Below are 26,068 nucleotides of genomic sequence, written 5' to 3'. Positions count from 1 at the left end.
CAGCGGCAGCCCGGCGCGCAGCACCATGGCGTTGCCGTCGCCGGTGCAGGTATGGGCCGAGGTCGCGGTGTAATAGATCCGCCCGTAGCCGCCGGTGGCGAGCACCACCGCCTGGGCGCGGAAGCGGTGGATCGAACCATCGCCTAAGCACAACGCGATCACCCCGCGGCAGGCGCCGTCCTCCATGATCAGGTCGAGCGCGAAATATTCGATGAAGAAGTCGGCGTCGTGCTTGAGGCTCTGCTGGTAGAGCGTGTGGAGCATGGCGTGGCCGGTGCGGTCGGCGGCGGCGCAGGTGCGCTGGGCGGCGGGGCCCTCGCCCATGTTCTGGGTCATGCCGCCGAACGCGCGCTGGTAGATGCGGCCGTCGGGGGTGCGGCTGAACGGCAGCCCGGCATGTTCGAGCTCGTAGACCGCGGCGGGTGCCTCGCGGGTCAGATATTCGATCGCGTCCTGGTCGCCGAGCCAGTCGGAGCCCTTGACGGTGTCGTACATGTGCCACGACCAATGGTCGGGACCCATGTTGCCGAGGCTGGCGGCGATCCCGCCCTGCGCCGCGACGGTGTGGCTGCGGGTCGGGAAGACCTTGGTGATGCAGGCGGTCTTGAGGCCCTGCTCGCCCGATCCCATGGTCGCGCGCAGCCCCGCGCCGCCGGCGCCGACGACGACGACGTCATAGACATGGTCGACGATCTGGTAGGCGCTCAAGCGGCGGCTCCCCCGAACGCGATGCGGGCGAGCGAGAACAAGGCCAGCGCGCCGCCGCCGACGGCGAGGAACAGCAGCAGGGTGTTGAGCGCGAAGCGGTTGCCCTCGTCATGGACATAGTCGTCGACCACTACCTTGAGGCCGTCGAGCCCGTGGCGGAAGGCGGCGACGATGAACAATGCCATCGGCAGCGCGCCGCTCGGTGCACGCAGCCATTCGAGCACGCTCGCGCGGTCGAGCGACGGGAGCCACAATAGCGACGCGATCAGCCACGCGCCGAGCAGCAGCAGCGCGAGACTCGTCACCTTGTCCGCCAGCCAATGCTCGCCGCCGTGGCGCGACGGCCCGAGCCCGCGGACGCGGCCGAGCGGGGTGGCGCTGTCGCCGACGCTCATCGCGCTGCTCCCAGCAGATAGGCCCACACCGCGATGGTCAGCAGCAGCGAGCCAAGGATGGTGGCGACCGCGCTGGTCTTGTTGACCTTGAGCTCGAAGCCCTCGCCGGCATCCATCAACAAATGGCGCAGGCCGGACAATGTATGCTGGAAAAAGGCCCAGGTCAGGCCGACCAGGATGAACAGGCCGAACGGGTGGCCGGCGGCGAACGCGAAGACATTGTAACTGTCGCCGCCGTCGGCGAGCGCCCACAGCCACCACGTCAGCAGCGCCAGCCCGGCGACGGTCAGCGCGCTGCCGGTGACGCGGTGGAGGATCGAGACCAGCATCGCCGGCCCCCATTTCCAGATCGTCAGGTGGGGGGAAAGCGGTCGGGGTCGGGTGGCGGCCATCAAGCCCATGCCTTTCGCGTGAATTTCGAGCCGGCGCGGCGGTCGAGGTGCCGGCCCGGCCCGCTTAGGGCGGCACTCCGGCGGAGGCAAGATTGGGCGGCGTCCTAACCCCGCCTTAACCATTGCCGGGCCATTGCAGCGGGACCAATCCGACGCGGAGAGACCAAACATGACGAGCGCGCCCGCCAATAATGACAGCGGCACCTTCGGCTACGATTTGCAGCGCAGCCTGCGCGTGTTCGACAGCCTCGGCGGATTGAAGGAGCGCGCGGCCGAGCTGTTCGAGCATATCCGCGGCTCCGAGGTCGACCTCGCCCGCGCTTTCTGGAACCGCTACAGCCGGTCGGAAGAGGTCACCGAGGCCTTCGGCGCGGCGCGCATCGACGAACTCGCCCACGGTCTCGCCGCTTACTTCCGCCGCAAATATACCGAGATCGACCAGCCCGGCTGGGTCGCCGACGCGCGGCCCTATGTCGAGCAGGCGCTGGCCGCCGACATCACGCTCGCGACATTGCTGACCAGCCTGTCGGCGGAGACCGAGGAAGTATTCGCGTCGATCCGCGACAATGTCCCCGACCGCGAGGACCAGCTCCGCCTGATGCGCACCAGCGGCGACATCGAAATGCTCCAGATTGACGTCTTCGTGCACCACGCGTTGAGTATCGCGCGCAACGAGAATGTCGTGCTCAAGGCGCGCCTGACCGACGAGTTCAACGCCAAGGTGATGAGCGTGCTCGCGCGCTGCACCAGCGAGAGCGACCAGTTGCGCGCGCAGGCCACCAGCACCTCGTCGAGCGCGCGCGGCATGCTCGGCAAGACCAGCGAAGTCGCCGCCGCCGCCGAGCAATCGGCGGTCGCCATGCGCGAGGCGGCGCAGACCGCCGCCGGGCTGATCCGCGCGATCGAGGACGCGCGATCGGAAGTCGAGGTCGCGGCCGGGGTCGCCACGCGAGCCGGCGGCCAGGCGAGCGACGCGGTGAAGGTCAGCCAGGCGCTGTCCGCGCATGTCGAGGCGATCGAATCGATCCTCGGCTTGATCCGCGACATCGCCGGCCAGACCAATCTTTTGGCCCTCAACGCGACCATCGAGGCGGCGCGCGCAGGCGACGCCGGGCGCGGCTTCGCGGTCGTTGCGCAGGAAGTGAAATCGCTCGCCAGCCAGACCGCGCGCGCGACCGACGACATCACCGCCAAGATCACCGCGATCCAACAGGCGACCAAGCAGACGGTCGAGGCCAACAGCTCGATCCAGGGCACCGTCGAGGAAGTCCAGGTGTCGGCCGACCGCATCCGCGAGGCGATGGAATTGCAGGCGCAGACGGTGACGATGATCACCGCCGCGGTCGACGAAACCGCGCTGGCCGCCGATTCGATGAGCTCGACCATCGCCGCGATCCGTACCGACACCGAGAATGTCGCCAAGGACATCGACCAGGTGGAGCAGGGCTTTGGGCGCTTCTCGGGCCAGATCACCGACTTCAAGCTCGCCACCGACGACTTCGTGCGGAAGTTCGCCGCCTAGCCTCATTGCTTCGCTCCGCTCGCGATGACAGAGCGGGCGGATGAACATCCTAATCACCGGGGCCAGCCGCGGGATTGGCGCGGCGGCGCTTTCATTGCTCCAGGCCGGCGGGCATGCGGTCGCCGGGCATTCCACGCGAGGGAGCGAAACTCTCCTCGCCGGCGAGCTCACCGACCCTGCCGCGCCGCGCCGCCTGTGGGACGAGGCCGTCGCCCGGCTCGGCGGCATCGACGTGCTGGTCAACAACGCCGGGATTTACGAACACATCGCCGACGACGCGCCCGACGCCGAGTGGCACGCGGCGTGGGCGCGCACGCTGACGGTCAATCTGCAGGCCACCGCCGATCTGTCGCGGATGGCCATCGCCCATTTCCGCACTCGTGGCGGCGGGCGCATCGTCAACGTCGCCAGCCGCGCCGCCTTCCGCGGCGATTCGCCCGCGCACTGGCATTATGCGGCGTCCAAGGCGGCGATGATCGGCATGACGCGAACCATCGCGCGGGGCTATGCGGCCGAGAATATTCTGGCGTTCGCGGTCGCGCCGGGGTTCACCGTGACCGAGATGACCAAGGAATATCTCGACAGCCGCGGTGGCGCCGCGATCCTTGCCGACATTCCCCTGGGCCGCGTCGCCAGTGCCGACGAGGTTGGGGAAACCATCCGCTGGCTCGCCACCGAAGCCCCCGCCGCCGCCACCGGCAGCGTGATCGACGTCAACGGCGCCAGCTTTGTCCGCTAGTTTTTTCCTACTTGCGCTGGCCGCCCAGCAGATCACCATCCCGCTCGGCAAGCCGCCGCGCCAGGCCGAGGTGCCGCGCGCGCCGATCGCGCAGGCCGGGCGGCAATGGGGGGCGGCGTGCACGGACAATGACGAGTGGGACAAGCCCGCCCCGCCGGTGCGCATCCACGCCAACACCTATTTGGTCGGCACCTGCGGGATTTCCGCGATCCTGGTCACCGGCAGCGACGGCCATGTGCTGATCGACGGCGGGACCGAGGCCGGCGCGGATCTCATCGCCAGCAACATCCGCAAGCTCGGCTTCAAGCTGCGCGACGTCAAATTCCTGCTCCACAGCCACGAGCATTTCGACCATGTCGGCGGCACCGCGCGGTTGCAGCAACTGACCGGCGCGACGCTGATCGCGTCGGCCACCGCCGCGCGCGTGTTGGCCACCGGCACGGCCAGCGCCGACGATCCCCAGGCGGGGATGCACAAGCCGTTCCGCGCCGCCACCGTCGGCCGTACCATAAACGACGGTGGCGAAGTGCGCCTCGGCAATTTGCTGCTGGCCGCGATGGCGACGCTGGGCCACACCCCGGGCGCGCTCAGCTGGCGCTGGGAAAGCTGCGACGGCGGGGTGTGCCGGTCGATGGTCTATGCCGACAGCCTGACCCCGGTCAGCCGCGACGATTATCGCTTCAGCGACCATCCGGCCTATCTCGCCGCCTACCGGGCGGCGATCGCCAAGGTCGCCGCGGTGCGCTGCGAGATCCTGCTCACCCCCCACCCCTCGGCGAGCGCGATGCGGTCGCGGATGCTGGGCGACCAGCCGTTGTTCGACGAGCAGGGCTGCCGCAATTATGCGGCCGGGCTGACCAAGCGCCTCGACGAGCGGCTGGCCAAGGAACAGGCCGCGAAGAAATGAGCTGGCGGGTGACTTTGCCGTGCACGCGGGCGCAGGCCGAGGCGCTCCCCGAGGCCGACGAGCTGTTCGCCCACGCCGCCGACCCGCCGGTGCTGGTCGCCGACGAGCCTGACCCCGCCAAGCCCGACGACTGGCTGCTCCATGCGTATTTCGAGCATGAACCGAGCACCGACGACCTCGCCCGCCTGACCCTGCTCGGCAGCGGCGCGCCGGCCACCGAAAGCCTGGCCGAGACCGACTGGGTGTCGATGAGCCAGGCCGGGCTGCAGCCGCTGCGCGCGGGGCGCTTTTACGTCCACACCCCGACCCACCGCGGCACCGTGCCAGCCGGCGCGATCGCGTTCGAGATCGACGCCGGGCTGGCGTTCGGCACGGGCCAGCACGCGACCACCGCCGGCTGCCTCGAAGCGCTGGATTTGCTCGAACAAAACGGTTGTAAGTTCACAAATATTGCGGACATCGGCACTGGCACCGGCCTGCTCGCCTTCGCCGCGCTGGCGCTGTGGCCGACGGCAAAATGCATCGCCACCGACATTGATTCGGTGGCGGTCGATGTCGCGCGCGACAATGCGGCGATCAACGGGGTGGCGCTCGGGCATGGAGCAGGCGAGCTGCTGCTGGCGGTCGCGGACGGGATGGATTCGCCGCTGCTCGCGGCCCGCGCCAAGTTCGACCTGCTGATCGCCAACATCCTGGCGGGGCCGCTGATCGAGTTCGCCCCGGCGTTCACGGCGGCACTGCCGCCGGGCGGCACGATCATCCTCGCCGGGTTGCTCGACAGTCAGGCGGAGGCGGTGATGTCCGCCTACACCGAGCTCGGGCTGGCGGTTACCGCCCGCGGCCACGGCGAGTGGCCGGTGCTGGTGCTGGTTACACCCGCCTGAGCGCGATCTTCTTGAGCCGCAGCGCGGGCTTTTCGATCACGAACCACGACAGCGCGGCAATGGCGAACGTCAGCGCGAGCGCGAGCGCGAAGCCGGCCGGCGTCCCGGCCAGCCCCATCACGAGCAGGAAATTCACCACCGGCATGTGGTAGATGTAGACGCCGTAGCTTATGTCGTTGCGCTTGAGCAGGCGGTCGGCGAGGTCGCGCCGCGCATAGGCCGCCTTGAGCACGACGCAGCCGAACAGCAGATAGGCGACGAAATTGATGCTGTTGCCGGTGCCCAGGCCGAACCGCCACGACAGCGCGTAGACCAGGAGGAAAGCGACGAAGTAGAGCCAGCCGTTGACCGCCAGCACCCGCTCGCGCAGCGGCGCGTTGGCCGACAGGAACGCGCCGATCACGAACATGTAGAACCACGGCAGGAACGACACGCCGAACAATTTGACCAGCAGCGACTCGCTGCCGTGGAGCAGCGAATTGACCGCGTTGGCGGCGACCAGCAGCACGAAGCCGGCAATCAGCAGCGATTTGCGCTGGTGGCGCGCCCAGTAGAGCAGCGGCGTCAGCACATAGAATTGCAACTCGACCGCAATCGTCCACAGGCTGCCGTTGATCGCACCGACCCCGTAATCGCGCAGGAACGGCGGGCTATAGAATTGGAACGCGGTGAGTGTCGTGACCGCCCACACGGCCATCTGCCGCGCGTCGAACGCGCGGTCGAAATAACCGGTCGCCCACACCGACAGCACCGACACCGCGAAGCACAGAAACAGCGCCGGATAGAGCCGCAGCACCCGGTTGGTGGCGTAGCTGCGGTAGCGGTCGACCCGCGCGTTGACGAACGACTGGTAGATCAGGAAGCCGCTGATGAGGAAGAAGATCGGCACCCCGGGGAAGAATTTGAGCGCCTCGATCAGCGGCGAGTGGATGCCGAGGTGCTCGGCCGAATGAGTCACCGCGACCTGCGCCGCGGCCGCCAAGCGGATCAGATCGAAATTGTTGCGCGTGTCACGCGGTGAGTGGGTCACCGCTGGCGCGTCGGCGGCAACACTGGCGAGCGGGGCATCCATCGGCGCCCCTGATCCCCGCTCAACCCGCTCCAATCAAGCCCCCGCGACGATTGCCGCCTAGGCGCGCTCGCCGGCCGCATACACTCGAGCTGGCAACGATCCGCCAGACCCCGCGTTCGGGCCAGGGTAGATTCAGCGATTGAGGACCAGATGTCGAAGAGCAAAAGCAATGTGCAGGGCGGGCGCGGCAGCCAGGGCAGCGTGCAGAGCGGCCAGGGCGGCAATGTCGACCCGGGCGGCGGCGCCGGGATGAGCCAGGACGACGCGCAGCGCGAGCAAGCCGAGGACGGCCAGCGCCGCGACGGCGGCGGCGGACCCGTCCGGGGTAAGTAACCCGCCCGGCGCGACTAAGCCTCGGCGACGATCGCCGCCCATTCGGCTTCGCTGGCGACGCGCACGCCGAGCTCGGCGGCTTTCTTGAGCTTCGACCCGGCGCCGGGACCGGCGACGACGAGGTCGGTCTTGGCCGACACCGAGCCGGCGGCGCGCGCACCGAGGCGCTCGGCCTGGGCCTTGGCTTCGTCTCGGCTCATCGTTTCGAGGGTGCCGGTGAAGACGATGGTCTTGCCGGTCCATTCGGTTTTGCGCGACGTCGAGACGAACGCCGCGGGTTTGGCCAGTGCGAGCAAATCATCCAGCGCATCGCGGTTGTGCGGCTCGTGGAAGAAATCGGCGAGCGCCTCGGCAACCACCGGGCCGACCCCCTCGACCGCCGACAGCTCGGCCTCGGCGCCGTCGCCGGTCGCCGCCGCCTGCAGCGCCTCGACCGTGCCGAACGCCTTCATCAAATCGCGCGCGGTGACGCTGCCGACGTGGCGGATGCCGAGTCCGAACAGGAAGCGCGCGGGGTCGAAGCCTTTGCGCGCCTCGATCGCGGCGAGCAACTTATCCACCGATACGTCCTTCCACCCCTCGCGGCCGACCTGCTCGTCGCGGTGGGCCTTCAGGCGAAAAATGTCGGCGGGGGCGTCGAGCCAGCCGAGGCCGACGAACTCGACAATGCTCTTTTCGCCGAGGCCGTCGATGTCCATCGCGCCGCGCGATACGAAATGCTTCAATCGCTCGATGCGCTGGGCGGGGCAGATCAGCCCGCCGGTGCAACGCACGTCGACCTCGCCCTCGGCGGCGACCGCCTCGGACTGGCATTCGGGGCAATGGTCGGGGAAGGCGTAGGGCTCCCGCCGCTCGTCGCGCGTGAGGTTTTCAACCACTTGCGGGATGACGTCGCCGGCGCGCTGGATGCGCACGCGGTCGCCGACGCGCAGGCCCAGGCGGGCGATTTCGTCGCGGTTGTGCAAAGTGACATTGGCGACGATCACCCCGCCGACGCCGACCGGCTGCAGGCGCCCGACCGGGGTCAATTTGCCAGTGCGGCCGACCTGGATGTCGATTGCCTCGAGGGTAGTTTCGGCCCGCTCGGCGGGGAATTTGTGCGCGAGGCCCCAGCGCGGCGCGCGGCCGACCTCGCCCAGCCGCTCCTGCCAGTCGAGCCGGCCGACCTTATAGACCACCCCGTCGATGTCGTACGGCAGGTCGGCGCGGGCGTGCTCGATCGCGGCGTAATGGGCGAGCGCTTCGTCGAGCGTCTCGCAGCGCTTGAGCAGGTCGCTGACGGGCAGCCCGAACGATTCGATCTTCTTCATCGCGAGCAATTGCAGCATCGCCAGCGGCTCGCTCACCTCGCCCCAGCCGTGGGCCAGGAAGCGCAGCGGGCGGGCGGCGGTGACGCTCGGATCCTTTTGCCGCAGCGAGCCCGCCGCGGCGTTGCGCGGGTTGGCGAAAATCTTGCCGCCGGCGGTTTCCTGGCGCTGGTTGAGCGCCGCGAAATCGGCTTTGGACATATACACTTCGCCGCGCACCTCGAGCACGGCGGGCGCGCCGCGGATGGCTTGGGGGATGTCGGATATCGTCCGCACGTTGGCGGTGACGTCTTCGCCGACGGTGCCGTCGCCGCGCGTGGCCGCCAATACCAGCGCGCCGTTCTCATAGCGCAGTGAGCAGGACAGCCCGTCAATCTTGGGCTCGGCGGTGATCGCCACCGGCTCGTCGGCGGCGAGCGACAGGAAGCGGCGGACGCTGGCGACGAATTCTTCCACTTCGGCCGCCGAAAAGGCGTTGTCGAGGCTCAGCATCGGCTTGGCGTGGGCGACCTTGGCGAGGCTCGAGGTCGGCGCCGCGCCGAGCCGCCGCGACGGCGAATCGGGGCGGACGAGGTGGGGGAAGGCCGCCTCGAGCGCGGCATTCTCGCGCACCAGCGCGTCGTAGTCGGCGTCGGAAATCTCGGGCGAATCGCGGTCGTGATAGGCGCGGTCGTGTCGCGCGATGTCCTTGGCAAGCCGCATCAGCCGGTTGGCTGCTTGGGCTTCGGTCAACGCGCCTTCGGTCATGCCAGCAGGCTCGCGATTTTCGCCACGCTGTTGATGTTGCGCGCCGTCCCGTGGCGCACCGCGGGGAGCTTGAGGCGGGTCTTGCCGATGCCTTCGCCGTACGAAACGTAGATTGCGCGCGGGCCGAGGGCCATCCGCTCGCCCGCGACATCCTTGGCCTCGGCGAGCATCGCGTCGGTCGGCGGCTCGGCGATGAAATGAGCCATGACGCGGCTCGGCTTATCGTCGGTGAACGGGTTGCGCGCGGCGACCTCGGCCATCTCGGCGGCGCTGCGGACGAAGATTGGGATGCGCTTTCCAGCGAACGCCTCAAGCCGGTCCTCGAGCAGTGCTGCGACCTCGGGCTCGTCGCGGTCGCTGGCGAACAGCAGATTGCCGCTGGCGATGAAGGTCCTCACGCTGGAGAAATCGCATGCCTCGCCGATCGCCTTCAATTGAGCCATCGGCAGCTTGCCGGTGCCGGCGACGTTGACCGCCCGGAGCAGCGCGACGAACGACGTCACCCGAACAGCTCAGCCAGGAAATTGCCGAGGCTCGCCCACGAGCGCTCGGCGGCGGCCTTGTTGTAGTCGACGCCGGGGATGGCCATCGCGGCGGCCTGCGGGTTGGTGAAGCCGTGGGCGACGTTGCCATAAGAATGAATCTGCCAGTCGGTACCGGCTGCGGTGAGTTCCTGGCCGAGCGCGACGACGGCGTCGGGCGGGACCATCGGGTCGTCCCAGCCGTGAAAGGCGACGACTTTCGCCGTAATCGGCTGGGGGTCGAGCCCGGGCGGGTCGAACAGGCCGTGGAAGCTGGCGACGCCGGCGAGGTCGGCGCCGCTTCGCGCGAGGTCGAGCGCGCACTGGCCGCCGAAGCAGAAGCCGATCGCGGCGATGTTGGCGGCATCGATTTCGGGCTGGGCGCGGGTCGCCTCGAGGATCGCGGTCAGGCGGTCGCGCAGGGCGGCGCGGTCGGCGCGCAAGGCGCCCATCGCGGCGAACGCGGCGTCGCGGTCGGCCCCGGGGGTGAAGCGGCGCCCGAACAAATCGGCGACCAGTGCGGTGTAGCCGTCGGCGACCAGCTTGCGCGCGAAGCCGAGCTCGAGCTCGCTGATCCCCATCACGGTGGGGAACAGGATCACCGCCGGGCGCGCGCCGCCGCCCGCCGAGAACAGCACGCTGCTCAGTGTCTCTCCGCCAAACTCCAGGTCAACCGTCCGCTCGTCCGTCATGCCGCCTCCATCAATTTTGCCGCCTGGGCGCGGGCTTCGTCGGTGACCGCGGCGCCCGACAGCATGCGCGCAATTTCCTCGCGGCGCTCGGCGGCGTCGAGCTTGCGCACGTGAGTGCGGGTGATGCCGCCGTCGTGGCTCTTTTCGATGCGGTAATGGTGGGCGGCGCGGGCGGCGACCTGCGGGCTGTGGGTGACGACCAGCACCTGCGAGGTCTCGGCCAGCCGCGCCAGCCGTTCGCCAATCGCGCTGGCGACCGCGCCGCCGACGCCGCGGTCGACCTCGTCGAAGATCATCGTCGCCGCGCTGCCGGCCTCGGCCAAAGCGACCTTCAAGGCGAGGATGAAGCGCGACAATTCGCCGCCCGAGGCGATGTGGGTCAAGGGGCCGAACGGCGCGCCAGGGTTGGTCGAGACCTCGAACTCGGCGCGGTCGGTGCCGGATGGGCCGGGCTCGGCGGGGGCGAAGGCGGTGCGGAAGCGCGCGGCGTCGAGCTTTAGCGGGGCGAGCTCGGCGGCGACCGCGGCGTCGAGTTTTTGCGCGGCGGCGCGGCGTTGCTCGGCGAGCGCGGTGGCGGCTGCGGTGAAGGCGGTGCGGGCATGGCCGAGCGCGGCCTCCAGCTCGGCGATGCGGGCGCCGCCTTGCTCGATCGCGGCGAGTTGGCCGCGCATCTGCTCGCCGAGCGCGGCCAGCGTGTCGGGCTCGACGCGGTGCTTGCGGGCGAGCGCGCGGATGTCGAACAGCCGTGCCTCGGCCGTCTCCAAGCGCGCCGGGTCGAACGCGAGGGCGTCGGCGGCGCGGGCGATCCGCTCCTCCGCCTCGCACGCCTCGATCACCGCGCGGTCGAGCGAGGCGAGCGCGTCGGCCAGCGCGGGATGGTCGGCGGCGCCGCGCTCGATGCGCCGCGCGGCGAGGCGCAGCTGGGCCAGCGCGCCGTCGGGGCCGCCGAGCAATTCGTCCAATCCGGCCAGCGTCTCGCCGGCCTTGGCCCCGGCCTGGATCGCGGCGCGCTCCTCGGCGAGGCGGGTTTCCTCGCCGGGCTCGGGGGCGAGCGCGGCGATTTCGGTCGCGGCGTGCTCGAGCCAGTCGCGATCGCGCTCCGCCGCGGCGGCGGTTTCGCGCGCTGATGCCAGATCGGCCTCGATGCGGGTGACCTCGGCCCAGGCGGCGGCGACGGGGCGCCCGTCGAGCTTGCCGGACGCGTCAAGCAGGTCGCGGTGGCCTTTCGGGTTGAGCAGGCCGCGGTCGTCGTGCTGGCCGTGGATCTCGACCGCGACGGCGGCGATATCGCGCAGGGTGCCGGCCGCGACCGCGCTGCCGCCGGCGAAAGCGCGGCTGCCGCCGTCGGCGCGCAGGGTGCGGCGCAGCAGCAAAGGCTCGCCGGGGTCGAGCTCGATGCCCTGGTCGGCGAGGACGATCCGGGCGGGGTGATCGGGTGCCAGCTCGATCTCGGCCGAGACGGCGGCCGCCGCCTGCCCGGCGCGGACCAGACCGGCGTCGGCGCGGGTGCCGAGCGCGAGGCCCAGTGCATCGAGCAGGATCGACTTGCCCGCGCCGGTCTCGCCGGTGAGCACGCCGAGGCCGGGCTCGAACTCGAGCTCGAGCCGCTCGACCAGCACGACGTCGGTGATGGCGAGCTGCCTCAGCATGACGCCGGCCCCCGCCCGCTCAAATCAGCTTTGCGGCGTATGCCGCTGGATCAAGGCGAACGCGCGCTTGTACCATTTGCTGCCGGGGTAATTGGCGCCGAGCACCGCGGCGGCCTTCTTGGCCTCGTCGGGCACGCCGAGCGCGAGATAGCTCTCGACCAGCCGCTCGAGCGCCTCGGGGGTGTGGCTGGTGGTCTGGTACTTGTCGATCACGGTGCGGAAACGGGTGGTCGCGGCGAGCCAGTTGCCGGCGCGCTGGTAGTAGCGCCCGACTTCCATCTCCTTGCCCGCGAGGTGGTCGTTGATGAGATCGAGCTTCAGCCGCGCGTCGGACGCGTAGCGGCTCTGCGGGTAGCGGCGGACCAATTCGCCGAACGCATCGGCGGCCTGCTGGGTGGTGCGCTGGTCGCGGGTGACGTCCTCGATCTGCTGGTAATAGCTCATCGCCACCAGATAATGGGCGTAGGGCGCGTCCTTGTTGCCGGGGTGGATGGTGAGGAAGCGCTGGGCCGAGCTCACCGCGTCGGTATATTTCTCGCCGACATAGTAGCTGAACGCGCTCATCAGCTGGGCGCGGCGAGCCCACACCGAGTAAGGATGCTGGCGCTCAACCTCGTCGAAGATCTTGGCCGCCTCGACATAATCGCCCTGGTCGAGCCGGCGCTTGGCCAGGCTGTAGAGGGTGTTGACGTCGCGCGCGACATAGGCGGTGTCGCCCTTGGCCTTGTTGCGGGCACAGCCGGAAGCGGGGAGGACGATCGCGGCGGCGAGCAACAGCGTCGCGGTACGGGTCAGGGTGGACATGGAAACCTCTTAGCTTGCGGCCCGGCGAAGGCCAAGCGGCGACATGGCGGCCGTCACCTTGGCCGGAGCTGAACGAACGTCAGGCTGGTGCGGCCCCGGCGGGGTCGGCGCCTTCGCGCTCATCGGTGCGCAAAAAGCTGTCGGGCTTGACCCCGAGCCAGACCAGGATCGGCGAGGAAATGTAGATCGACGAGTAGGTGCCGACGAAGATGCCGAGGAAAATCGCGATGGTCAGCCCGAAGATGACGTCGGGCCCGAGCACCAGCAGGATGCCCAAGGCGAGCAGGATCGAGAGCGAGGTGACCATCGTCCGCGACAGCGTCTCGTTCAATGACAGGTTGAGCAGCGGCACGATCGCCATCTTGCGGTACTTGCGCAGATTTTCGCGGATGCGGTCGTAGATCACCACGGTGTCGTTGAGCGAGTAGCCGACGATGGTGAGGATCGCCGCGACGACGTTCAGATCGACCTGCAGCTGGGTCAGCGAGAAAAACCCCAGCGTCATCGCCACATCGTGGAACAGAGTGACCAAGGCGCCGACCCCGAACTGCCATTCGAAGCGGAACCAGATATACATCGCGATCCCGATCATCGCGAACAGGATGGCCAGCGCGCCGTCGGTGGCGAGCTCCTCGCTGACCTTGCCCGAGACGGTCTCGACGGCATCGACGCGGGCGCCCGGATATTGCGCGGCGATCATCCCGCGCACCTGGCTCGCGGCACGGTTGGCGGCGGCCTCGCCGCCCTCGGGCCGAGGCAGGCGGATCTGGAAGCTGCGCGGGCCGCCGAATTCCTGGATGCTCGCCTCGCCGAGGCCGAGCGCCCCGACGCGGGTGCGCAACTGCTCGACGTCGACCGGCTGGGCGAAGGTGGTGCGGATCATCTGCCCGCCGACGAAGTCGACCCCGAGGTTGAGGCCGCGTGCGCCGACCAGCACGAGGCTGGCGACGGTCAACAGGATCGACAGCACCAGCGCGACATTGCGCCAGCGCATGAAGTCGATGTTGGTGTTGTCGGGGACGAGCTTGAGCAGCTTCATCGTTGCGTTCCTAAATGTTCAGCACGCGCGGGCGGCTGCGCTTGACCCACAGCGACACCAGCATCCGCGTCAGATTGACCGCCGTGAACACCGAAGTGACGATGCCGATCATCAGCACCACCGCGAAGCCGCGGATCGGCCCCGAGCCGAAGTAGAACATCAGCGCGGCGGCGATGACGTTGGTGATGTTGGCGTCGAAGATCGCGGTCGAGGCCTCCTTGTAGCCGGTCTCGATCGCGTCGATGATCTTTCGCCCGCGCCTTTGCTCCTCGCGGATGCGTTCGTTGATCAGCACGTTGGCGTCGACCGCGGCGCCGATGGTGAGGACGAAGCCGGCGATCCCGGGCAGGGTCAAGGTGGCGTTGAAGATCGCCATGATGCCGAGGATCAACAGCGCGTTCACGACCAGCGCGGCGGTCGCATAGACCCCGAAGCGGCCGTAGGTGACGAGCATGAAGGCGATCACCGCGAGGGTCGCGACAATGCTGGCGATGGCGCCCTTCTCGATCGAATCCTTGCCCAGGTCGGGGCCGACGGTGCGCTCCTCGATGACGTTCAACTTGACCGGCAATTTGCCCGAGGCGAGGCTGATCGCCAGCGCGTTGGCGCTCTCGACGGTGAAGCTGCCGCTGATCTGCGCCTGGCCGCCGAGGATCGGCTCGTTGATGTTGGGCGCGGACAGGATCTTGTCGTCGAGGATGATCGCGAACGGCTTGCCGACATTCTCCTGGGTGACGCGGCCGAAACGGCGCGCGCCCGACGAGTTGAAGCTGATCGACACCACCGGCTGGCCGCTGGTCTGCTCGAAGGTCTGCTTGGCGTCGACCAGCTGGTCGCCCGACACCATCACCCGGCGCTTGACCGCCATCGCCCCGGTGCCGTCGGCGAGCGGCAGCACCTGGCTGCCGGCCGGGGCGCGGCCGGCGGCGACTTGCTCCGGATCGGCGGTGAGGTCGACCAGCTTGAACTCGAGCCGGGCGGTCTGGCCGATCAGCGCCTTCAGCGCCTCGGGGTCCTCGACGCCCGGCACCTGGACCAGGATGCGGCGCTCGCCCTGGCCGATAACGGTAATTTCCTTGGTCCCCTGCGGGTCGATGCGACGGCGGACGACGTCGCGCGCGACGGTCATCGCGTCCTTGAGCGCCTTGGCCGAGCCCGCTTTGGTCGGGGTCAGCACGATCCGGCTCGCATCGACCACCGCGACATCCCAGTCGCGGGTGCCGGTCAGCCCGACGCCCTGGGTCAGCGCGCGCAACCGCTCGACCGCGGCGTCGACCAGAGCGGGGTCGCGAACCATGAACGACAGCCGCCCGCCGGTGGTCGAGATGTCGCCGATGTCGATCCGCGGGTTGTTGCGGCGGAGCTCGGTCGAGACGGTGTCTTCCATCGCCTGCAGACGCTGCTTGGCGGCGTCGGCGGCGTCGGCCTCGAGCAGCAGGTGGCTGCCGCCGGCAAGATCAAGGCCCAGGTTGATCCGCGCGCTCGGCAGCCACGCCGGATATTTGGCAAGGGCCGAGGCCGGCAGCAGGCTGGGAATGGCGAACAAGATGCCGGCGAGGATGGTGAGCGTGACCGCCCACACCTTCCAGCGGGGAAAATCCATCATTATTCGTTGGCCGGCTTCGACGACGGCGTGACGACATGGGTGAGGGTCGACTTGACCACCTTGACCTTGACCCCCTGGGCGATTTCGACCTCGGCCTCGTCGTCGCCGACCTTGGTGATGCGGCCGCGGATGCCGCCGCCGGTGATCACCTCGTCGCCCTTCTTGATCGCCGCGATCGCCGCTTGATGCTCCTTCATCCGCTTATGCTGCGGGCGGATCATCAGCATATAGAAGATGACGAAGATCAGCAGCCACGGCAGGATGCCGACAAGCACCGCCGACATGCCCCCACCGGGAGCGCCGGACGCGGCTGCGGCCGCGGTGGTGATGGAAACGAGGGATGATGTGAGCATAAGCGAACACGGACTTTCCGTTGAGGCGGATGGTCGGGGCGACTGGATTCGAACCAGCGACCCCCACACCCCCAGTGTGATGCGCTACCAGGCTGCGCTACGCCCCGACCAGGACGGCGCATCTAGTCAGGCGGGCCGGTCAAGGCAAGCCGGAGCGGGAGGCTGAATGACGCGGCGCAGGCGCAGGACGAGGAGAATTCGCCCGTGGCGGCGGCTGGCGCTGTTGATCGCGGCGGTGCCGGGGCTGTACCTGCTCGCCGCGCTGATCGGATCGCTGGTGCCGGTCAACCGCGGGTGGGACGAGCCGGCCGAGGGCGTCACCGTGCTGATCGCCGACAACGGGGTCCATGCCGACCTGCTGCTGCCGGCGGTGGCACAGGGGCTCGACTGGCGGCCGCTGCTGCCGAAGAGCGATTTCGCGGCGGCGGCGGCCGATGCGCAATGGGTGGCGTTCGGGGCGGGCGAGGAGCGGGTCTATCTCGAGACCCCGCGGTGGCGCGACATAGAAGCAAGGACAATGTGGTCGGCGCTGGCTGGCGGCAAGCGCGTGATGCACGTCGAGTGGGTCGCCGACCCGTCCTATGCGGTGCGCGAGGTGCGGTTGCGGCCCGCGGAGTATCGCCGGCTGTGGGCGGCGATCCGCTCCGATTTCGGCGGGCCGCCGCGGCGCCTCGACCACCCCGGCTACGGCCCGCGCGACGCCTTCTACCGCGCCACCGGCAAGGCCAATGCGGTGCGCACCTGCAATGAATGGGCGGCAAGCAAGCTGCGTATCGCGGGAATCAGAACCAGCTTGTGGCCGCCGTTCGTGCAGGGGCTGACGTGGCGGTACCGTCCGTACGATCAGAGCACGTAGCGGCTGAGGTCGGCGTTGCGCGCGATTCCGGCCAGCTGGGCGTCGACGAACGCGGCGTCGACGGTCAGCGATTCGCCGCGGCGGTCCTCGGCGGTGAAGCTGATGTCCTCGAGCAGTTTCTCCATCACCGTCTGCAGCCGCCGCGCGCCGATGTTCTCGAGCGCTTCGTTGACCTCGGCGGCGATGCGCGCGAGCGCCTCGATGCCGTCGGGGGTGAAGGACACCGTGACGCCCTCGGTGCCGAGCAGAGCCTGATATTGCTCGGTCAGGCTGGCGCGGGTGGCCGACAGGATGCGCACGAAATCGGCCTGGGTCAGCGCCTTCAGCTCGACGCGGATCGGCAGGCGGCCCTGCAGCTCGGGGAGCAGGTCGGACGGCTTCGCGACGTGGAACGCGCCCGACGCGATGAACAAGATGTGGTCGGTTTTGAGCGGGCCGTATTTGGTCGCCACCGTGGTGCCCTCGATGAGCGGCAGCAGGTCGCGCTGGACGCCCTCGCGCGACACCGAACCGCCGCGCACGTCGCTCACGGCGATCTTGTCGATCTCGTCAAGGAACACGATGCCGTTGGCCTCGGCGTCCTCGAGCGCGGCGCGGCTGACGTCGTCGGGGTCGAGGCGCTTGTCGGCCTCCTCCTCGGTCAGCTTGGCGAACGCCTCGGGGACCTTCAATTTGCGCTTCTTGCGCGGCCCCTGCCCGAGCGCCTTGCCCATCATCGCCTTCAAATCGATCATCTGCGCGCCCATGCCGGGGATCTCGAACGGCATGGCCGGCGCGTCGTCGACCTCGATCTCAATTTCGGCCGAACCCAGGCTGCCGTCGGCGAAGCGCTGGCGGAAGCTCGCTCGCGTGGCCTCGCTCGCGCCTTTGCCGGTCAGCGCGTCGAGCAGACGCTCCATCGCCGCCGCTTCGGCCGCGGCCTTGACCGCCGACCGCCGCCGCTCGCGCTCGAGCCGCACCGCTTCCTCGACGAGGTCGCGGGCGATCTGCTCGACGTCGCGGCCGACATAGCCGACCTCGGTGAACTTGGTCGCCTCGACCTTGACGAACGGCGCATCGGCGAGCTTCGCGAGGCGCCGCGAGATCTCGGTTTTGCCGCAGCCGGTGGGCCCGATCATCAGGATGTTCTTGGGGGTCACCTCCTCGCGCAGCTCGGGCGACAATTGCTGCCGCCGCCAGCGGTTGCGCAGCGCCACCGCGACCGCTTTCTTGGCGTCGTGCTGGCCGACGATATGCTCGTCGAGCGCGGCGACGATCGCCTGGGGGGTGAGCATGGTCTTGTGCTTGACCGGCGCCACGCCGCCTTCGAGTACGGGAGATTGGTAATTCATCCCCGACTAGATGGAGGCGGGACGCCGGAGTTCAAGCGGCGCCTATTCTTGCAGGATCGCGGGCAAGGTGAAGGTCCCGTCGGTGGTATTCCCGTCGACCATGTTGGTGGCGTAGGTATTGATGGCCGCGCCGCCGGTCACCGATACGCCGGTCGAATTGCCGGTGATCACCGACTGGCCGATGCGCGCGCGGGCCAGCGTCCCGGTGGCCGACAGGCCGGTGGAATTATTGGCGAGCAGCGTATCGTAGATCATCACCGTCGCCGAGGTCGTGCCGGCGGCCGCGTTGACGGCGATGCCGCTGCTGTTGCTGGCGAAGCTGCACTTGTCGATGGCAACCACATTGCCCCCGGCGGCGGTGTTGCCGGTGGTCAGCACGCTCAGGCCGATCCCGCTGTTGTTGCGGACCCGGACATTGCGCATGGTCGCGCGGATCGCGCCATTGGCCCCGGTCGGCTGGATCAGAATCCCGCCGGCACCGTGGGCGACCGTGACGTTTTCCGCCTGGAACCGCATCAGCGCGCTCGGCTGGAGCGAAATGCCGTTGCCGCCGCCCTGGTTCTGGATGAACACGTTCTCGACGACCAGCTCGCGGCCGGACAGGAAGCGGATGCCGTTGAGCCCGGGGGTAGTGCCGGCGCCGTTGATCGACAGACCGCGCAGCACGACCTTGGCGGTGCCCGGCGTGGCCGACAGCGAATCATTGATGACGAAACCGTTGATCCCGCCCGAATTGAGCGTGCTCCCGAACGTCCCCGAGCAATCGACCGTGATCGACTTGGTGATCGTCAGCGTGCCGAACCCGCCGGGATCGAGGCAGTTGATCTCGCCGCCCGCGGCGGTCTTGGAAATGGCGCCGGCGAAGGTCTTGCACGGCGCGGTGCGGCTGCACGGGTTGACGTCGTCGCCGACCCCCGAGACCCAGGTGCGGGTGGCTTGGGCGAACGCCGGACCGGCCAACGCCAGCAGGAATGCCGCCACGATTAATCTGATCACACTGCTCATCACAGGCCCCCTTTCGGCCAGCGCGAGAGAGCGGCGCCGGCGCACAACAACCGAGCAGGACGTCAGTCTATGATATTCGCCGGCGGGCGGCAACGATGCGCGTCAGCCGCCGACCGTTTCCACCGTCAGGCGGTCGTTGGTGAACACGCACACCTCGGCGGCGATAGCCATGGCGCGGCGGGCGAGCTTCTCGGGGTCGGGCTCGTAGTCGGCCAGCGCACGCGCCGCGGCGAGCGCATAATTGCCGCCCGAGCCGATTGCCGCGATGGCGTTGCCGTCCTCGGCCTCGGGCTCGAGCACGTCGCCGTTGCCGGTCAGGATCAACATCGCCGAAGCGTCGGCGACGATCATCATCGCCTCGAGGTTGCGGAGGTACTTGTCGGTGCGCCAGTCCTTGGCCAGCTCGACCGCGGCGCGCATCAGCTGGCCATTGTGCTGCTCGAGCTTCTTCTCGAGCCGCTCGAACAGGGTGAAGGCATCGGCGGTGGCGCCGGCGAACCCGCCAATCACCGTGCCGTCGGCGCCGAGGCGGCGGACCTTCTTGGCATTGGGCTTGATCACCGTATTGCCGAGGCTGACCTGGCCGTCGCCGGCGATCACCGTGCGCCCGCCCGCCTTGACCCCGAGGATCGTCGTTCCGTGCCAGCTTTCCACTCATCCGCTCCCGCTACTGCCGCCCAGACTTGGGATGCGGGGAGCGGGGTTGCAAGCGAGCGCGGCGGTTAGCCCGTCCCGTCGAGCGCGAAGGCGAGGCCGGCGTCGAGCGCGGCGCGGCTGATGACATGGTCGCCGTCGAACGGGTGGAAGCGGACGGAGAGGCTGGTGCGGGCGAGCACCTCGGCGAGCTGGCGCCCGGTGGCGAACGGCAGCACGCGGTCGCTGCGGCCGTGGGCAATGAACACGCGCTGCCCGGGACCGAACTCCGGCGGCAGTTTGACGAAGCCGGGGGACAAAGCGACCACCGCGGGGAACAGCTCGGGGTTGGCGAGGCCGAGCGACAAGGCATAGGCGGCGCCGTCGGAGAAGCCGACCAGCACGATGCGATCGACCGCGTTGGCGGCGAAATATTGCGCGAGCACGGCATCGATCCGCGCCGGGTCGCGGCCGAAGTCGGGGGCGACCTTGCCCGCCGTGCCGCGGCGCATCTGCTCGGCGACCGCGGCGCCGATGTCCCAGTCCCAGGCCGCCGACTGGAGCGCGAGCAGGGCGTAGCCCTCGGCATCGGCGAGCGGCCGAAACAGGTCGAGGAAACGCCGCGCCTTGCCGTCCGAGCCGTGGAGCAGGACGAGCAGGGGCAAAGGCCCCGGCCGGGCCGTGGCGGGACGGTACGCGACCGCGCCATTGATGAGCCGCGCGATCCCCGGCGGCGCGGCCGTGACGCCGGCCGAAGGGCGCGCCGCGAGCTTGCCCGAGGGCGCGGCCGGCCCTGGCGCCGGGAGCGCGAGCAAGACCGCCGCCATCGCCAATCCGAACAGCCTGCCGACGTGCATCGCGCTCCTCACCGCTCGACGCCCTTGGCTTTGCCCCAGGCGCGCGCCGCGGTGTAGCCGAGGTAGCCGGTGCCGAACAATGCGTAGAGCTCCTCCGGGATGCCGCGCAGATAGCCGGTCATGCCGTCCCCGATGCCCTTGGCCATCTGCGGGTCGGCGGCGGCGATCAGCCCCATCGGGATCGACCACAGGATCATCACGTACATCATGTAGAGGAAGCTTGGGCGGGCGCGGCTGGTCCACGGGTCGGGCGATTGCGCCTCGACCACCACCGCCTGCAGCTGGCGGCCGATCGCGGCGGTTTCCTGGTCGCCCTCGAGCTTCAACAGCTCGAGCTTGGCGCGGTCGCGCGCCTGGGGGTCGGGGATGATCTTGTCGAGCAATTTGGCGACCGGGCCGATCACCGCGTCGAACATGGCCATGCTTGCGTTCCTTGCAGCGAGGGGGGGTCGATTCGGGGGGTCGTCAAGTTCGCATACTTCATCACCTTGGCACGGTCAGCCTCGGTCCGGATTACCGATACGGTTCGCAAGCCACCCATAAAGGAACACCTCGTTGGCCGGCCGCTTTTCCGCCAGGCGGAGGTAGCGCTCGCCCTGCAGCGCCTCGAGCGCGCGCAGCAGCACGGTCTCGCCGCCGGGGGTGCCGCGCGCCGCGATGAAGGCGTCGAGCGCGGCGAGCGTGACCGCGCCGACGCGCCCGTCGGGGACGAGGTCGGGGTAATCGCGGCCCTCGCGGTTGAGTGCGGTCAGCGCGCGCTGGAGGAAGGTGGTGGCGATCCCCGGCCCCATGTTGGCGCCGGTGTCGAACAGCTCCTCGGCGACCTTGCCCGAGCGCTTGGCGACCTCGTCGAAGCGCGGCCGCAGCCAGTACAAGCGGCGGTAGATCGCCGCCGCCTCGTCGCGCGGCAGCAGCGCCATCGGCCCGCCATAGCCGTGTGCGCGCGCGGTCGCCTCGGCGACCCCGAACCGAGTCGCCCCGCCGCGGTCGGCGGGATGGTTGGAATAGCCGCCTTCGCGCTCGATCAAGGCGTCGATCAGCGTGTCGATGGTCTGTGCTGGCAGGTCGGTCATGGCCGCGCTCCTTCCGAGCTTATGCCCCGAGTCGCTACAGTATAACCTGTTTGGTTGCTTGTAGGAAAGGTGTTTGAACCTGAGGGTCGAAGCCGAAGGGAGGTCGCCACACCTCAGGGCCGATTCGGCCAGGGCTCAGCTAGACCAACTGCGGTGTCTGCTCCGCCGGCTCGACGGTCAGCCGCAGGCCCATCGCGGCGAGGATGGAGCGGACGGTTTCGAAGGATGGGTTACCGTCCTGGCCAAGCGCCTTGTAGATGCCGGGGCGGCTGACTCCGCTGCGCCGCGCCAGATCCGACACGCCGTGCGAGCGCGCGACGGTCGCCAGTGCATCGCGCAGCTCCTGCGGGGTGCCGTCCTCGAGATACTCGCCCAGGTACGCAGCGATCGCCTCCGCCGAGTTGAGATAATCCGCCGAGTCGAACGCGGTGGTTGCGATCTTGGCCATCACTCGATCTCCCTCGCCATTTCCCTGGCTTCCGCCATGTCGGCGCGCTGCGTCGATTTATCGCCGCCGCACAGGAGCAGGATCAGCTCCGCTCCGCGGCGAACAAAATAAACGCGGTAGCCCGGTCCGTAAAAAATCCTCATCTCCGAGACGCCCTCCCCGACCGGGCCGACGTCTCCCAAATTGCCGTTGCTGGCGCGGTCGATCCGTTGAGGATTTTCGCTTTGGCGCGATCATCCCGCAGGCCAGCAAGCCAGATGGAAAAGCGGGCCGTCTGCCGAACCGCGATCACACGGCGTCTCCTATAGTAGACATGCTCGGCACTGTCAACCAAAGTAGACGCGTCTCGCGGTGTCCACTCAGGCCGCGTTTCGCTTGTCGTTGCTGCGGTCCGCGCTAGGCTGGCGGCATGATTATGCGCCTTGCCGCGGCTTTTGCCGCCCTTGCCCTCGCCTGTGCCACCCCCGCCGCCGCGCGGCTGTCCGCGCCCGAGCAAAAAATGATCGCGACGGTCGACGCCGAGCAGGAGCGGACCGTCGCGATGCTCGAGACGTGGGTCAACCAGAATAGCGGGACTCTGAATGCGCCCGGCGTCGCGGCGGTGGGCAAGATGGTGCGCGCGGAACTGGAGCCGTTGGGGTTCAAGATCGAGTGGCTCAACATGACTTCGGCCGGGCGCGCCGGACACTTAGTTGCGCGGCGCAAGGGACGGGGCAAAAAGATGCTGCTGATCGGGCACCTCGACACGGTGTTCGAGCCCGACTCGCCGTTCCAGCGCTGGACGCGGCGCGGCAATGACGGCGAGGGGCCCGGCGCGGGCGACAATAAGGGCGGGGTGGCGGTGATCGTCGCCGCGCTGCGCGCGATGCACGCGGCGGGGACGCTCAACAAGGCCGACATCACGGTGTTTTTGACCGGCGACGAGGAGGATTCGGGGCCGGTCGGGATTTCGCGGCGCGACCTCATCGCGGAGGGCAAGAAGGCCGATGTCGCGCTCGATTTCGAGGGGCTGGTGCAATTGGCGGGGGCCGACGGGCCTGCCGACATGGGCTCGACCGCGCGGCGCAGCTCGGACGAATGGACGCTGAACGTGACCGCGCGCGGCGGCCATTCGAGCGGGATCTTCACCCCCGGATCGGGGCACGGCGCGATCTACGAGGCGGCGCGCATCATCGACGCCTTCCGGCGCGAGGTGCGCGAGGACAAATTGACCTTCAACGTCGGCCTGATCGGCGGCGGGCAGGCGGCCGAGCTGAGCGCCGACCGCATCCGCATCGCGGCGGGCGGCAAGACCAATATCATCGCCGCTAGCGCGATCGCGCGCGGCGACTTGCGTGCGATCAGCCCCGAGCAGATTGCGCGCGCCAAAGCGAAAATGGAGGCGATCGTGGCGCAGCCGCTGTCGGGCGCGACCGCCAAGATCGAATTCATGCCCGACGGCTATCCGCCGATGGCGCCGACCGACGGCAATCGCGCGGTGCTTAGCCGATTGAACGCGGTCAACCGCGATTTGGGGCTAGCCGAGATGGGCGAACTGGACCCGGTCAAGCGCGGCGCCGGGGACATCAGCTTCGTGGCGCAGGATGTCGACGGGCTGGCCGGGATGGGCCCGGCGAGCCGCGGCGACCATGCTCCCGGCGAGACGGTCGACATCGCGTCGATCTTCAAGCAAGCCAAGCGCGCGGCGATCATGATGTCGCGGCTGGCGGCGGAGAAGCGCTAGGCCGCACCGCAAAATCCGGATCGCGATCCGCCAAGCGCAACGCAACCGCTTGTCTTGCGCCTGCGGCCAGGCCGCCGGATTGCAAAATTCATTCATTGCATTGGTATTTTTTGCGATCGGGTTGACAATGCTCTTTGCGACTCGGTGCCCCGTCGCCGGTCGTCTGACGCGGTGGGCCAGCTGTCCGCACAAGGGTGCGCCGCGTCCGGCGTATTGCGCGAGAGGATCAAGCAATGCCCGCTAACCTCGTCATCTACGACACCGATAGTGACCCGTCCTTCACCGGCACCGCGGGCGATGACTTCATCGTCGGATACAGCACCGATGGTATCATTTCGGAGGAGGTGAACGGGGGCGACGGTGACGACTATATCGTCGGCGATAGCAACAGCAGCTTTGCGACCGGCACTTCGGCGAGTTTCGCGGCGCCGCACGACATCAACGACCAGTATGCCTGGACGCTCGACGAGAACCCGTTCATCGCCAACAGCACCACCGTCCCCCACCTGTCGCTGTACGTCTCCGCGCAACCGGTCGAGTTGCTCTACTCGTCGGTGCTGATCGGCGCGGGGGAAACCATCACCATCGACATCGACTTCGGCATCCATCCGATCGGCCAGGACAGCGATGTCCGGGTGACCCTGTACAATGCCCTCGGCGAAATTGTCGCAGTCAGTGAAGATTCCAGCACCGCGCTGGGCGCCGCCGGAAGCATATCGGGCGCCGATTCTTTCCTGACCTTTACCAACACCACCGGATCGGGGGACACCTACACCATTGGGTTCAGCGAAGGCGGCGCACCGTTCAACGGCGGGGAATCGTTTGTCGCCAACATTTCGGTGTCGGGCCACATCGACAATGGGCCGACCGCGATGGGCGACGATACAATCCACGGCAATGACGGCGACGACACGCTTGCCGGGATGGGCGGCCACGACACCATTTACGGCGACAACGGTAACGACAGCTTGTTTGGCGGCAGCGGCAACGACACCATCCTCGGCGGCAGCGACAACGACATTTTGGTGGGCGGCAGCGGCGACGATTTTCTCGACGGCGGCGACGGCATCGACGGCGCCGACTATGCCGACGCGGCGGCCGCGGTGCGGGTCGACCTCAATATCTTCGGCACACAGGACACGCTCGGCGCGGGAAGCGACTGGCTGACGGTGGAAAATCTCGCCGGCTCGGCGTTCGCCGACGTGCTGACCGGCAGTTTCGGCAACAACGTCCTGAGCGGCAATGGCGGCAACGACATCTTGCGCGGCGGCGCGGACCACGACAGCCTCAACGGCGGCGACGGCAACGACACGCTCGACGGCGGGGCGGGCAACGACGCTCTCAACGGCGGCAACGGCTTCGACATCGCATATTACACCACCGCGACGGCGGCGGTCCGGGTCAACCTCGGGGTGATCGGCGTCGCTCAAGACACGCTCGGCGCCGGGATCGACACGCTGACCGGAATCGAGAATACGACGGGCTCCAATTTCAACGACACGCTGGTCGGCAACACCGGCAACAACACGCTGATCGGGGGCAACGGCAACGACCTCATCTACGGCGGCGCGGGCAACGACAGCGTGGTCGGCGGCGAGGGCAATGATGCGCTCGACGGCGGGGTCGGCAACGATTTGGTCAACGGCGGCAACGGCACCGACACGGTGTCCTACGCCGCGGCGGCTTCCGCGGTGACCGTCAACCTCGGGGTGGCCGCGACACAGAACACGCTCGGCGCCGGCACCGACACGCTGGCCGGGATCGAGAATGCGACGGGCTCCAACTTCAACGACACGCTGGTCGGCAACACCGGCAACAACGCGCTGATCGGGGGCAACGGCAACGACGTCATGTTCGGCGGCTCGGGCAACGACAGCCTGACCGGCGGCGAGGGCAGCGACTCCCTCGACGGGGGCGTCGGCAACGACGTCATCACCGGCGGCAACGGCACCGACACCGCGACCTACGCAGCGGCGGCGACGGCGGTCAGCGTCAACCTCGCCATCGCCGCCGCGCAGAGCACGCTGGGTGCCGGAACCGACACGCTGGCATCGATCGAGAATGTCACCGGATCAAACCACAACGACACGCTGACCGGCGATGCGTCCGCCAACAGCCTCAACGGCAACGGCGGCAACGACCGGCTCGAGGGCGGGCTCGGCAACGACACGCTCAACGGCGGCAATGGCACCGACCTTGCATCCTATGCCACCGCGACGGCGGCGGTGGCGGTCAACCTCGGCGTGGCGGGGGCGCAGAACACGCTCGGCGCCGGCACCGACACGCTGGCCGCAATCGAGAACCTCGCCGGCTCCAACTTCAATGACACGCTGACGGGCAGCAGCCTGGCCAATGTGGTGAGCGGCAACAACGGCAACGACACCATCAACGGCCGCGGCGGCAACGACACTTTGTACGGCGGCGGCGGCAACGACAATTTCCGCTTCGACGCGCCGCTCAACGCCGCCACCA

At 68.7% G+C, this 26,068-nt stretch carries 28 protein-coding genes and 1 tRNA gene; 8 read left to right on the top strand and 21 right to left on the bottom strand.

The features are described from left to right. From RMP08_RS03895 to sdhC, 3 genes are all read right to left on the bottom strand, one after another. A partial coding sequence (locus RMP08_RS03895) for an FAD-binding protein (RefSeq protein ID WP_310467679.1) occupies positions 1-708 on the bottom strand: 708 nt, incomplete at its 3' end. Then, positions 705-1,103, bottom strand: coding sequence for a succinate dehydrogenase, hydrophobic membrane anchor protein (sdhD, locus tag RMP08_RS03890; protein WP_310467678.1), 399 nt, complete (start codon positions 1,101-1,103; stop codon positions 705-707). The genes sdhD and RMP08_RS03895, both read right to left, overlap by 4 nt. Next, positions 1,100-1,495, bottom strand: coding sequence for a succinate dehydrogenase, cytochrome b556 subunit (sdhC, locus tag RMP08_RS03885; RefSeq protein ID WP_310467677.1), 396 nt, complete (start codon positions 1,493-1,495; stop codon positions 1,100-1,102). Before sdhC ends, sdhD begins: the two co-directional genes overlap by 4 nt. A gap of 169 nt (positions 1,496-1,664) precedes the next feature. Between sdhC and RMP08_RS03880 the strand changes: the two genes are divergently transcribed. The 4 genes from RMP08_RS03880 to RMP08_RS03865 are packed head-to-tail and all read left to right on the top strand — an operon-like array spanning position 1,665 to position 5,547. Further along, positions 1,665-3,017 carry a methyl-accepting chemotaxis protein gene (locus tag RMP08_RS03880; RefSeq protein WP_310467676.1) on the top strand — a complete coding sequence of 451 codons (1,353 nt, stop codon included), beginning with the start codon at positions 1,665-1,667 and terminating at the stop codon, positions 3,015-3,017. Between the two features lie 40 nt (positions 3,018-3,057). Further along, positions 3,058-3,756, top strand: a complete 699-nt coding sequence (locus tag RMP08_RS03875) for an SDR family NAD(P)-dependent oxidoreductase (RefSeq protein WP_310467675.1) — start codon at positions 3,058-3,060, stop codon at positions 3,754-3,756. Then, positions 3,746-4,663, top strand: coding sequence for a subclass B3 metallo-beta-lactamase (bla, locus tag RMP08_RS03870; protein ID WP_310467674.1), 918 nt, complete (start codon positions 3,746-3,748; stop codon positions 4,661-4,663). Before RMP08_RS03875 ends, bla begins: the two co-directional genes overlap by 11 nt. Further along, entirely contained in the window at positions 4,660-5,547 is an 888-nt protein-coding gene (locus RMP08_RS03865; RefSeq protein WP_310467673.1) for a 50S ribosomal protein L11 methyltransferase, read from the top strand. The genes bla and RMP08_RS03865 overlap by 4 nt, the downstream gene beginning before the upstream one ends. Here the strand turns inward: RMP08_RS03865 and RMP08_RS03860 are convergent. Next, positions 5,534-6,619 (bottom strand): acyltransferase, encoded by a 1,086-nt coding sequence (locus tag RMP08_RS03860; RefSeq protein WP_310467672.1) that lies wholly within the window; start codon positions 6,617-6,619, stop codon positions 5,534-5,536. The two genes, RMP08_RS03865 and RMP08_RS03860, sit on opposite strands and share 14 nt — an antisense overlap. Positions 6,620-6,769: 150 nt before the next feature. On the opposite strand from RMP08_RS03860, the gene RMP08_RS03855 reads away from it, so the two are divergent. Continuing rightward, positions 6,770-6,952: a hypothetical protein gene (locus RMP08_RS03855; protein WP_310467671.1), complete on the top strand. Its 183-nt coding sequence runs from the start codon at positions 6,770-6,772 to the stop codon at positions 6,950-6,952. Between the two features lie 14 nt (positions 6,953-6,966). Here the strand turns inward: RMP08_RS03855 and ligA are convergent, their stop codons facing one another. The 9 genes from ligA to RMP08_RS03810 form a co-directional block, all read right to left on the bottom strand. Further along, positions 6,967-9,006, bottom strand: a complete 2,040-nt coding sequence (gene ligA / locus RMP08_RS03850; RefSeq protein ID WP_310467670.1) for an NAD-dependent DNA ligase LigA — start codon at positions 9,004-9,006, stop codon at positions 6,967-6,969. Continuing rightward, the gene (locus RMP08_RS03845; protein ID WP_310467669.1) at positions 9,003-9,509 is read right to left on the bottom strand and encodes a DUF1697 domain-containing protein; all 507 of its coding nucleotides are present in this window, start codon (positions 9,507-9,509) and stop codon (positions 9,003-9,005) included. Before RMP08_RS03845 ends, ligA begins: the two co-directional genes overlap by 4 nt. Continuing rightward, on the bottom strand, positions 9,506-10,219 hold the full coding sequence (locus RMP08_RS03840) for a dienelactone hydrolase family protein (RefSeq protein WP_310467668.1): 714 nt from the start codon (positions 10,217-10,219) through the stop codon (positions 9,506-9,508). Before RMP08_RS03840 ends, RMP08_RS03845 begins: the two co-directional genes overlap by 4 nt. Continuing rightward, a complete protein-coding gene (recN, locus tag RMP08_RS03835; protein ID WP_310467667.1) occupies positions 10,216-11,868 on the bottom strand; it encodes a DNA repair protein RecN in 1,653 nt (550 codons plus the stop codon). Before recN ends, RMP08_RS03840 begins: the two co-directional genes overlap by 4 nt. A gap of 24 nt (positions 11,869-11,892) precedes the next feature. After that, positions 11,893-12,672 carry an outer membrane protein assembly factor BamD gene (locus tag RMP08_RS03830; RefSeq protein ID WP_310467666.1) on the bottom strand — a complete coding sequence of 260 codons (780 nt, stop codon included), beginning with the start codon at positions 12,670-12,672 and terminating at the stop codon, positions 11,893-11,895. A gap of 79 nt (positions 12,673-12,751) precedes the next feature. After that, positions 12,752-13,711, bottom strand: coding sequence for a protein translocase subunit SecF (secF, locus tag RMP08_RS03825; protein ID WP_310467665.1), 960 nt, complete (start codon positions 13,709-13,711; stop codon positions 12,752-12,754). Between the two features lie 10 nt (positions 13,712-13,721). Further along, on the bottom strand, positions 13,722-15,317 hold the full coding sequence (gene secD, locus RMP08_RS03820; RefSeq protein WP_310467664.1) for a protein translocase subunit SecD: 1,596 nt from the start codon (positions 15,315-15,317) through the stop codon (positions 13,722-13,724). Next, on the bottom strand, positions 15,317-15,670 hold the full coding sequence (gene yajC, locus RMP08_RS03815) for a preprotein translocase subunit YajC (protein ID WP_409049765.1): 354 nt from the start codon (positions 15,668-15,670) through the stop codon (positions 15,317-15,319). Before yajC ends, secD begins: the two co-directional genes overlap by 1 nt. A 30-nt stretch (positions 15,671-15,700) precedes the next feature. Then, positions 15,701-15,777: transfer RNA gene (locus RMP08_RS03810), tRNA-Pro, on the bottom strand. Between the two features lie 59 nt (positions 15,778-15,836). Between RMP08_RS03810 and RMP08_RS03805 the strand changes: the two genes are divergently transcribed. Continuing rightward, a complete protein-coding gene (locus RMP08_RS03805) occupies positions 15,837-16,526 on the top strand; it encodes a TIGR02117 family protein (RefSeq protein WP_310467662.1) in 690 nt (229 codons plus the stop codon). Here the strand turns inward: RMP08_RS03805 and hslU are convergent. The 8 genes from hslU to RMP08_RS03765 form a co-directional block, all read right to left on the bottom strand. Then, complete coding sequence (gene hslU / locus RMP08_RS03800) at positions 16,514-17,857, bottom strand: ATP-dependent protease ATPase subunit HslU (RefSeq protein WP_310467661.1); 1,344 nt, start codon at positions 17,855-17,857, stop codon at positions 16,514-16,516. The genes RMP08_RS03805 and hslU overlap by 13 nt on opposite strands. Positions 17,858-17,899: 42 nt before the next feature. Further along, positions 17,900-18,862, bottom strand: a complete 963-nt coding sequence (locus RMP08_RS03795) for a hypothetical protein (RefSeq protein WP_310467660.1) — start codon at positions 18,860-18,862, stop codon at positions 17,900-17,902. Positions 18,863-18,964: 102 nt separating this feature from the next. Next, positions 18,965-19,516 (bottom strand): ATP-dependent protease subunit HslV, encoded by a 552-nt coding sequence (hslV, locus tag RMP08_RS03790; RefSeq protein ID WP_310467659.1) that lies wholly within the window; start codon positions 19,514-19,516, stop codon positions 18,965-18,967. A 68-nt stretch (positions 19,517-19,584) separates the two neighbouring features. After that, a complete protein-coding gene (locus tag RMP08_RS03785; protein ID WP_310467658.1) occupies positions 19,585-20,352 on the bottom strand; it encodes a hypothetical protein in 768 nt (255 codons plus the stop codon). Positions 20,353-20,360: 8 nt separating this feature from the next. Beyond that, positions 20,361-20,774 (bottom strand): holin family protein, encoded by a 414-nt coding sequence (locus tag RMP08_RS03780; RefSeq protein ID WP_310467657.1) that lies wholly within the window; start codon positions 20,772-20,774, stop codon positions 20,361-20,363. A gap of 75 nt (positions 20,775-20,849) precedes the next feature. Then, the gene (locus RMP08_RS03775) at positions 20,850-21,425 is read right to left on the bottom strand and encodes a glycosyl hydrolase 108 family protein (RefSeq protein WP_310467656.1); all 576 of its coding nucleotides are present in this window, start codon (positions 21,423-21,425) and stop codon (positions 20,850-20,852) included. Between the two features lie 139 nt (positions 21,426-21,564). Further along, entirely contained in the window at positions 21,565-21,873 is a 309-nt protein-coding gene (locus RMP08_RS03770) for an addiction module antidote protein (protein ID WP_310467655.1), read from the bottom strand. Further along, positions 21,873-22,055, bottom strand: a complete 183-nt coding sequence (locus RMP08_RS03765; RefSeq protein ID WP_310467654.1) for a type II toxin-antitoxin system RelE/ParE family toxin — start codon at positions 22,053-22,055, stop codon at positions 21,873-21,875. Before RMP08_RS03765 ends, RMP08_RS03770 begins: the two co-directional genes overlap by 1 nt. Positions 22,056-22,288: 233 nt before the next feature. On the opposite strand from RMP08_RS03765, the gene RMP08_RS03760 reads away from it, so the two are divergent. Together RMP08_RS03760 and RMP08_RS03755 are read left to right on the top strand one after the other, a co-directional pair. Beyond that, positions 22,289-23,596, top strand: coding sequence for a M20/M25/M40 family metallo-hydrolase (locus tag RMP08_RS03760; protein WP_310467680.1), 1,308 nt, complete (start codon positions 22,289-22,291; stop codon positions 23,594-23,596). 233 nt (positions 23,597-23,829) lie between these two features. Then, on the top strand, positions 23,830-26,068 hold a 2,239-nt coding region (locus RMP08_RS03755), incomplete at its 3' end, for a calcium-binding protein (protein WP_310467653.1).

Origin of the sequence: Sphingomonas sp. (assembly GCF_031426035.1) — a bacterium.
Classification (GTDB): Bacteria; Pseudomonadota; Alphaproteobacteria; order Sphingomonadales; family Sphingomonadaceae; genus Sphingomicrobium.
The sequence above is the reverse complement of the archived record's forward strand: the minus strand, read 5'-3'. Positions and strand labels throughout refer to the sequence as shown.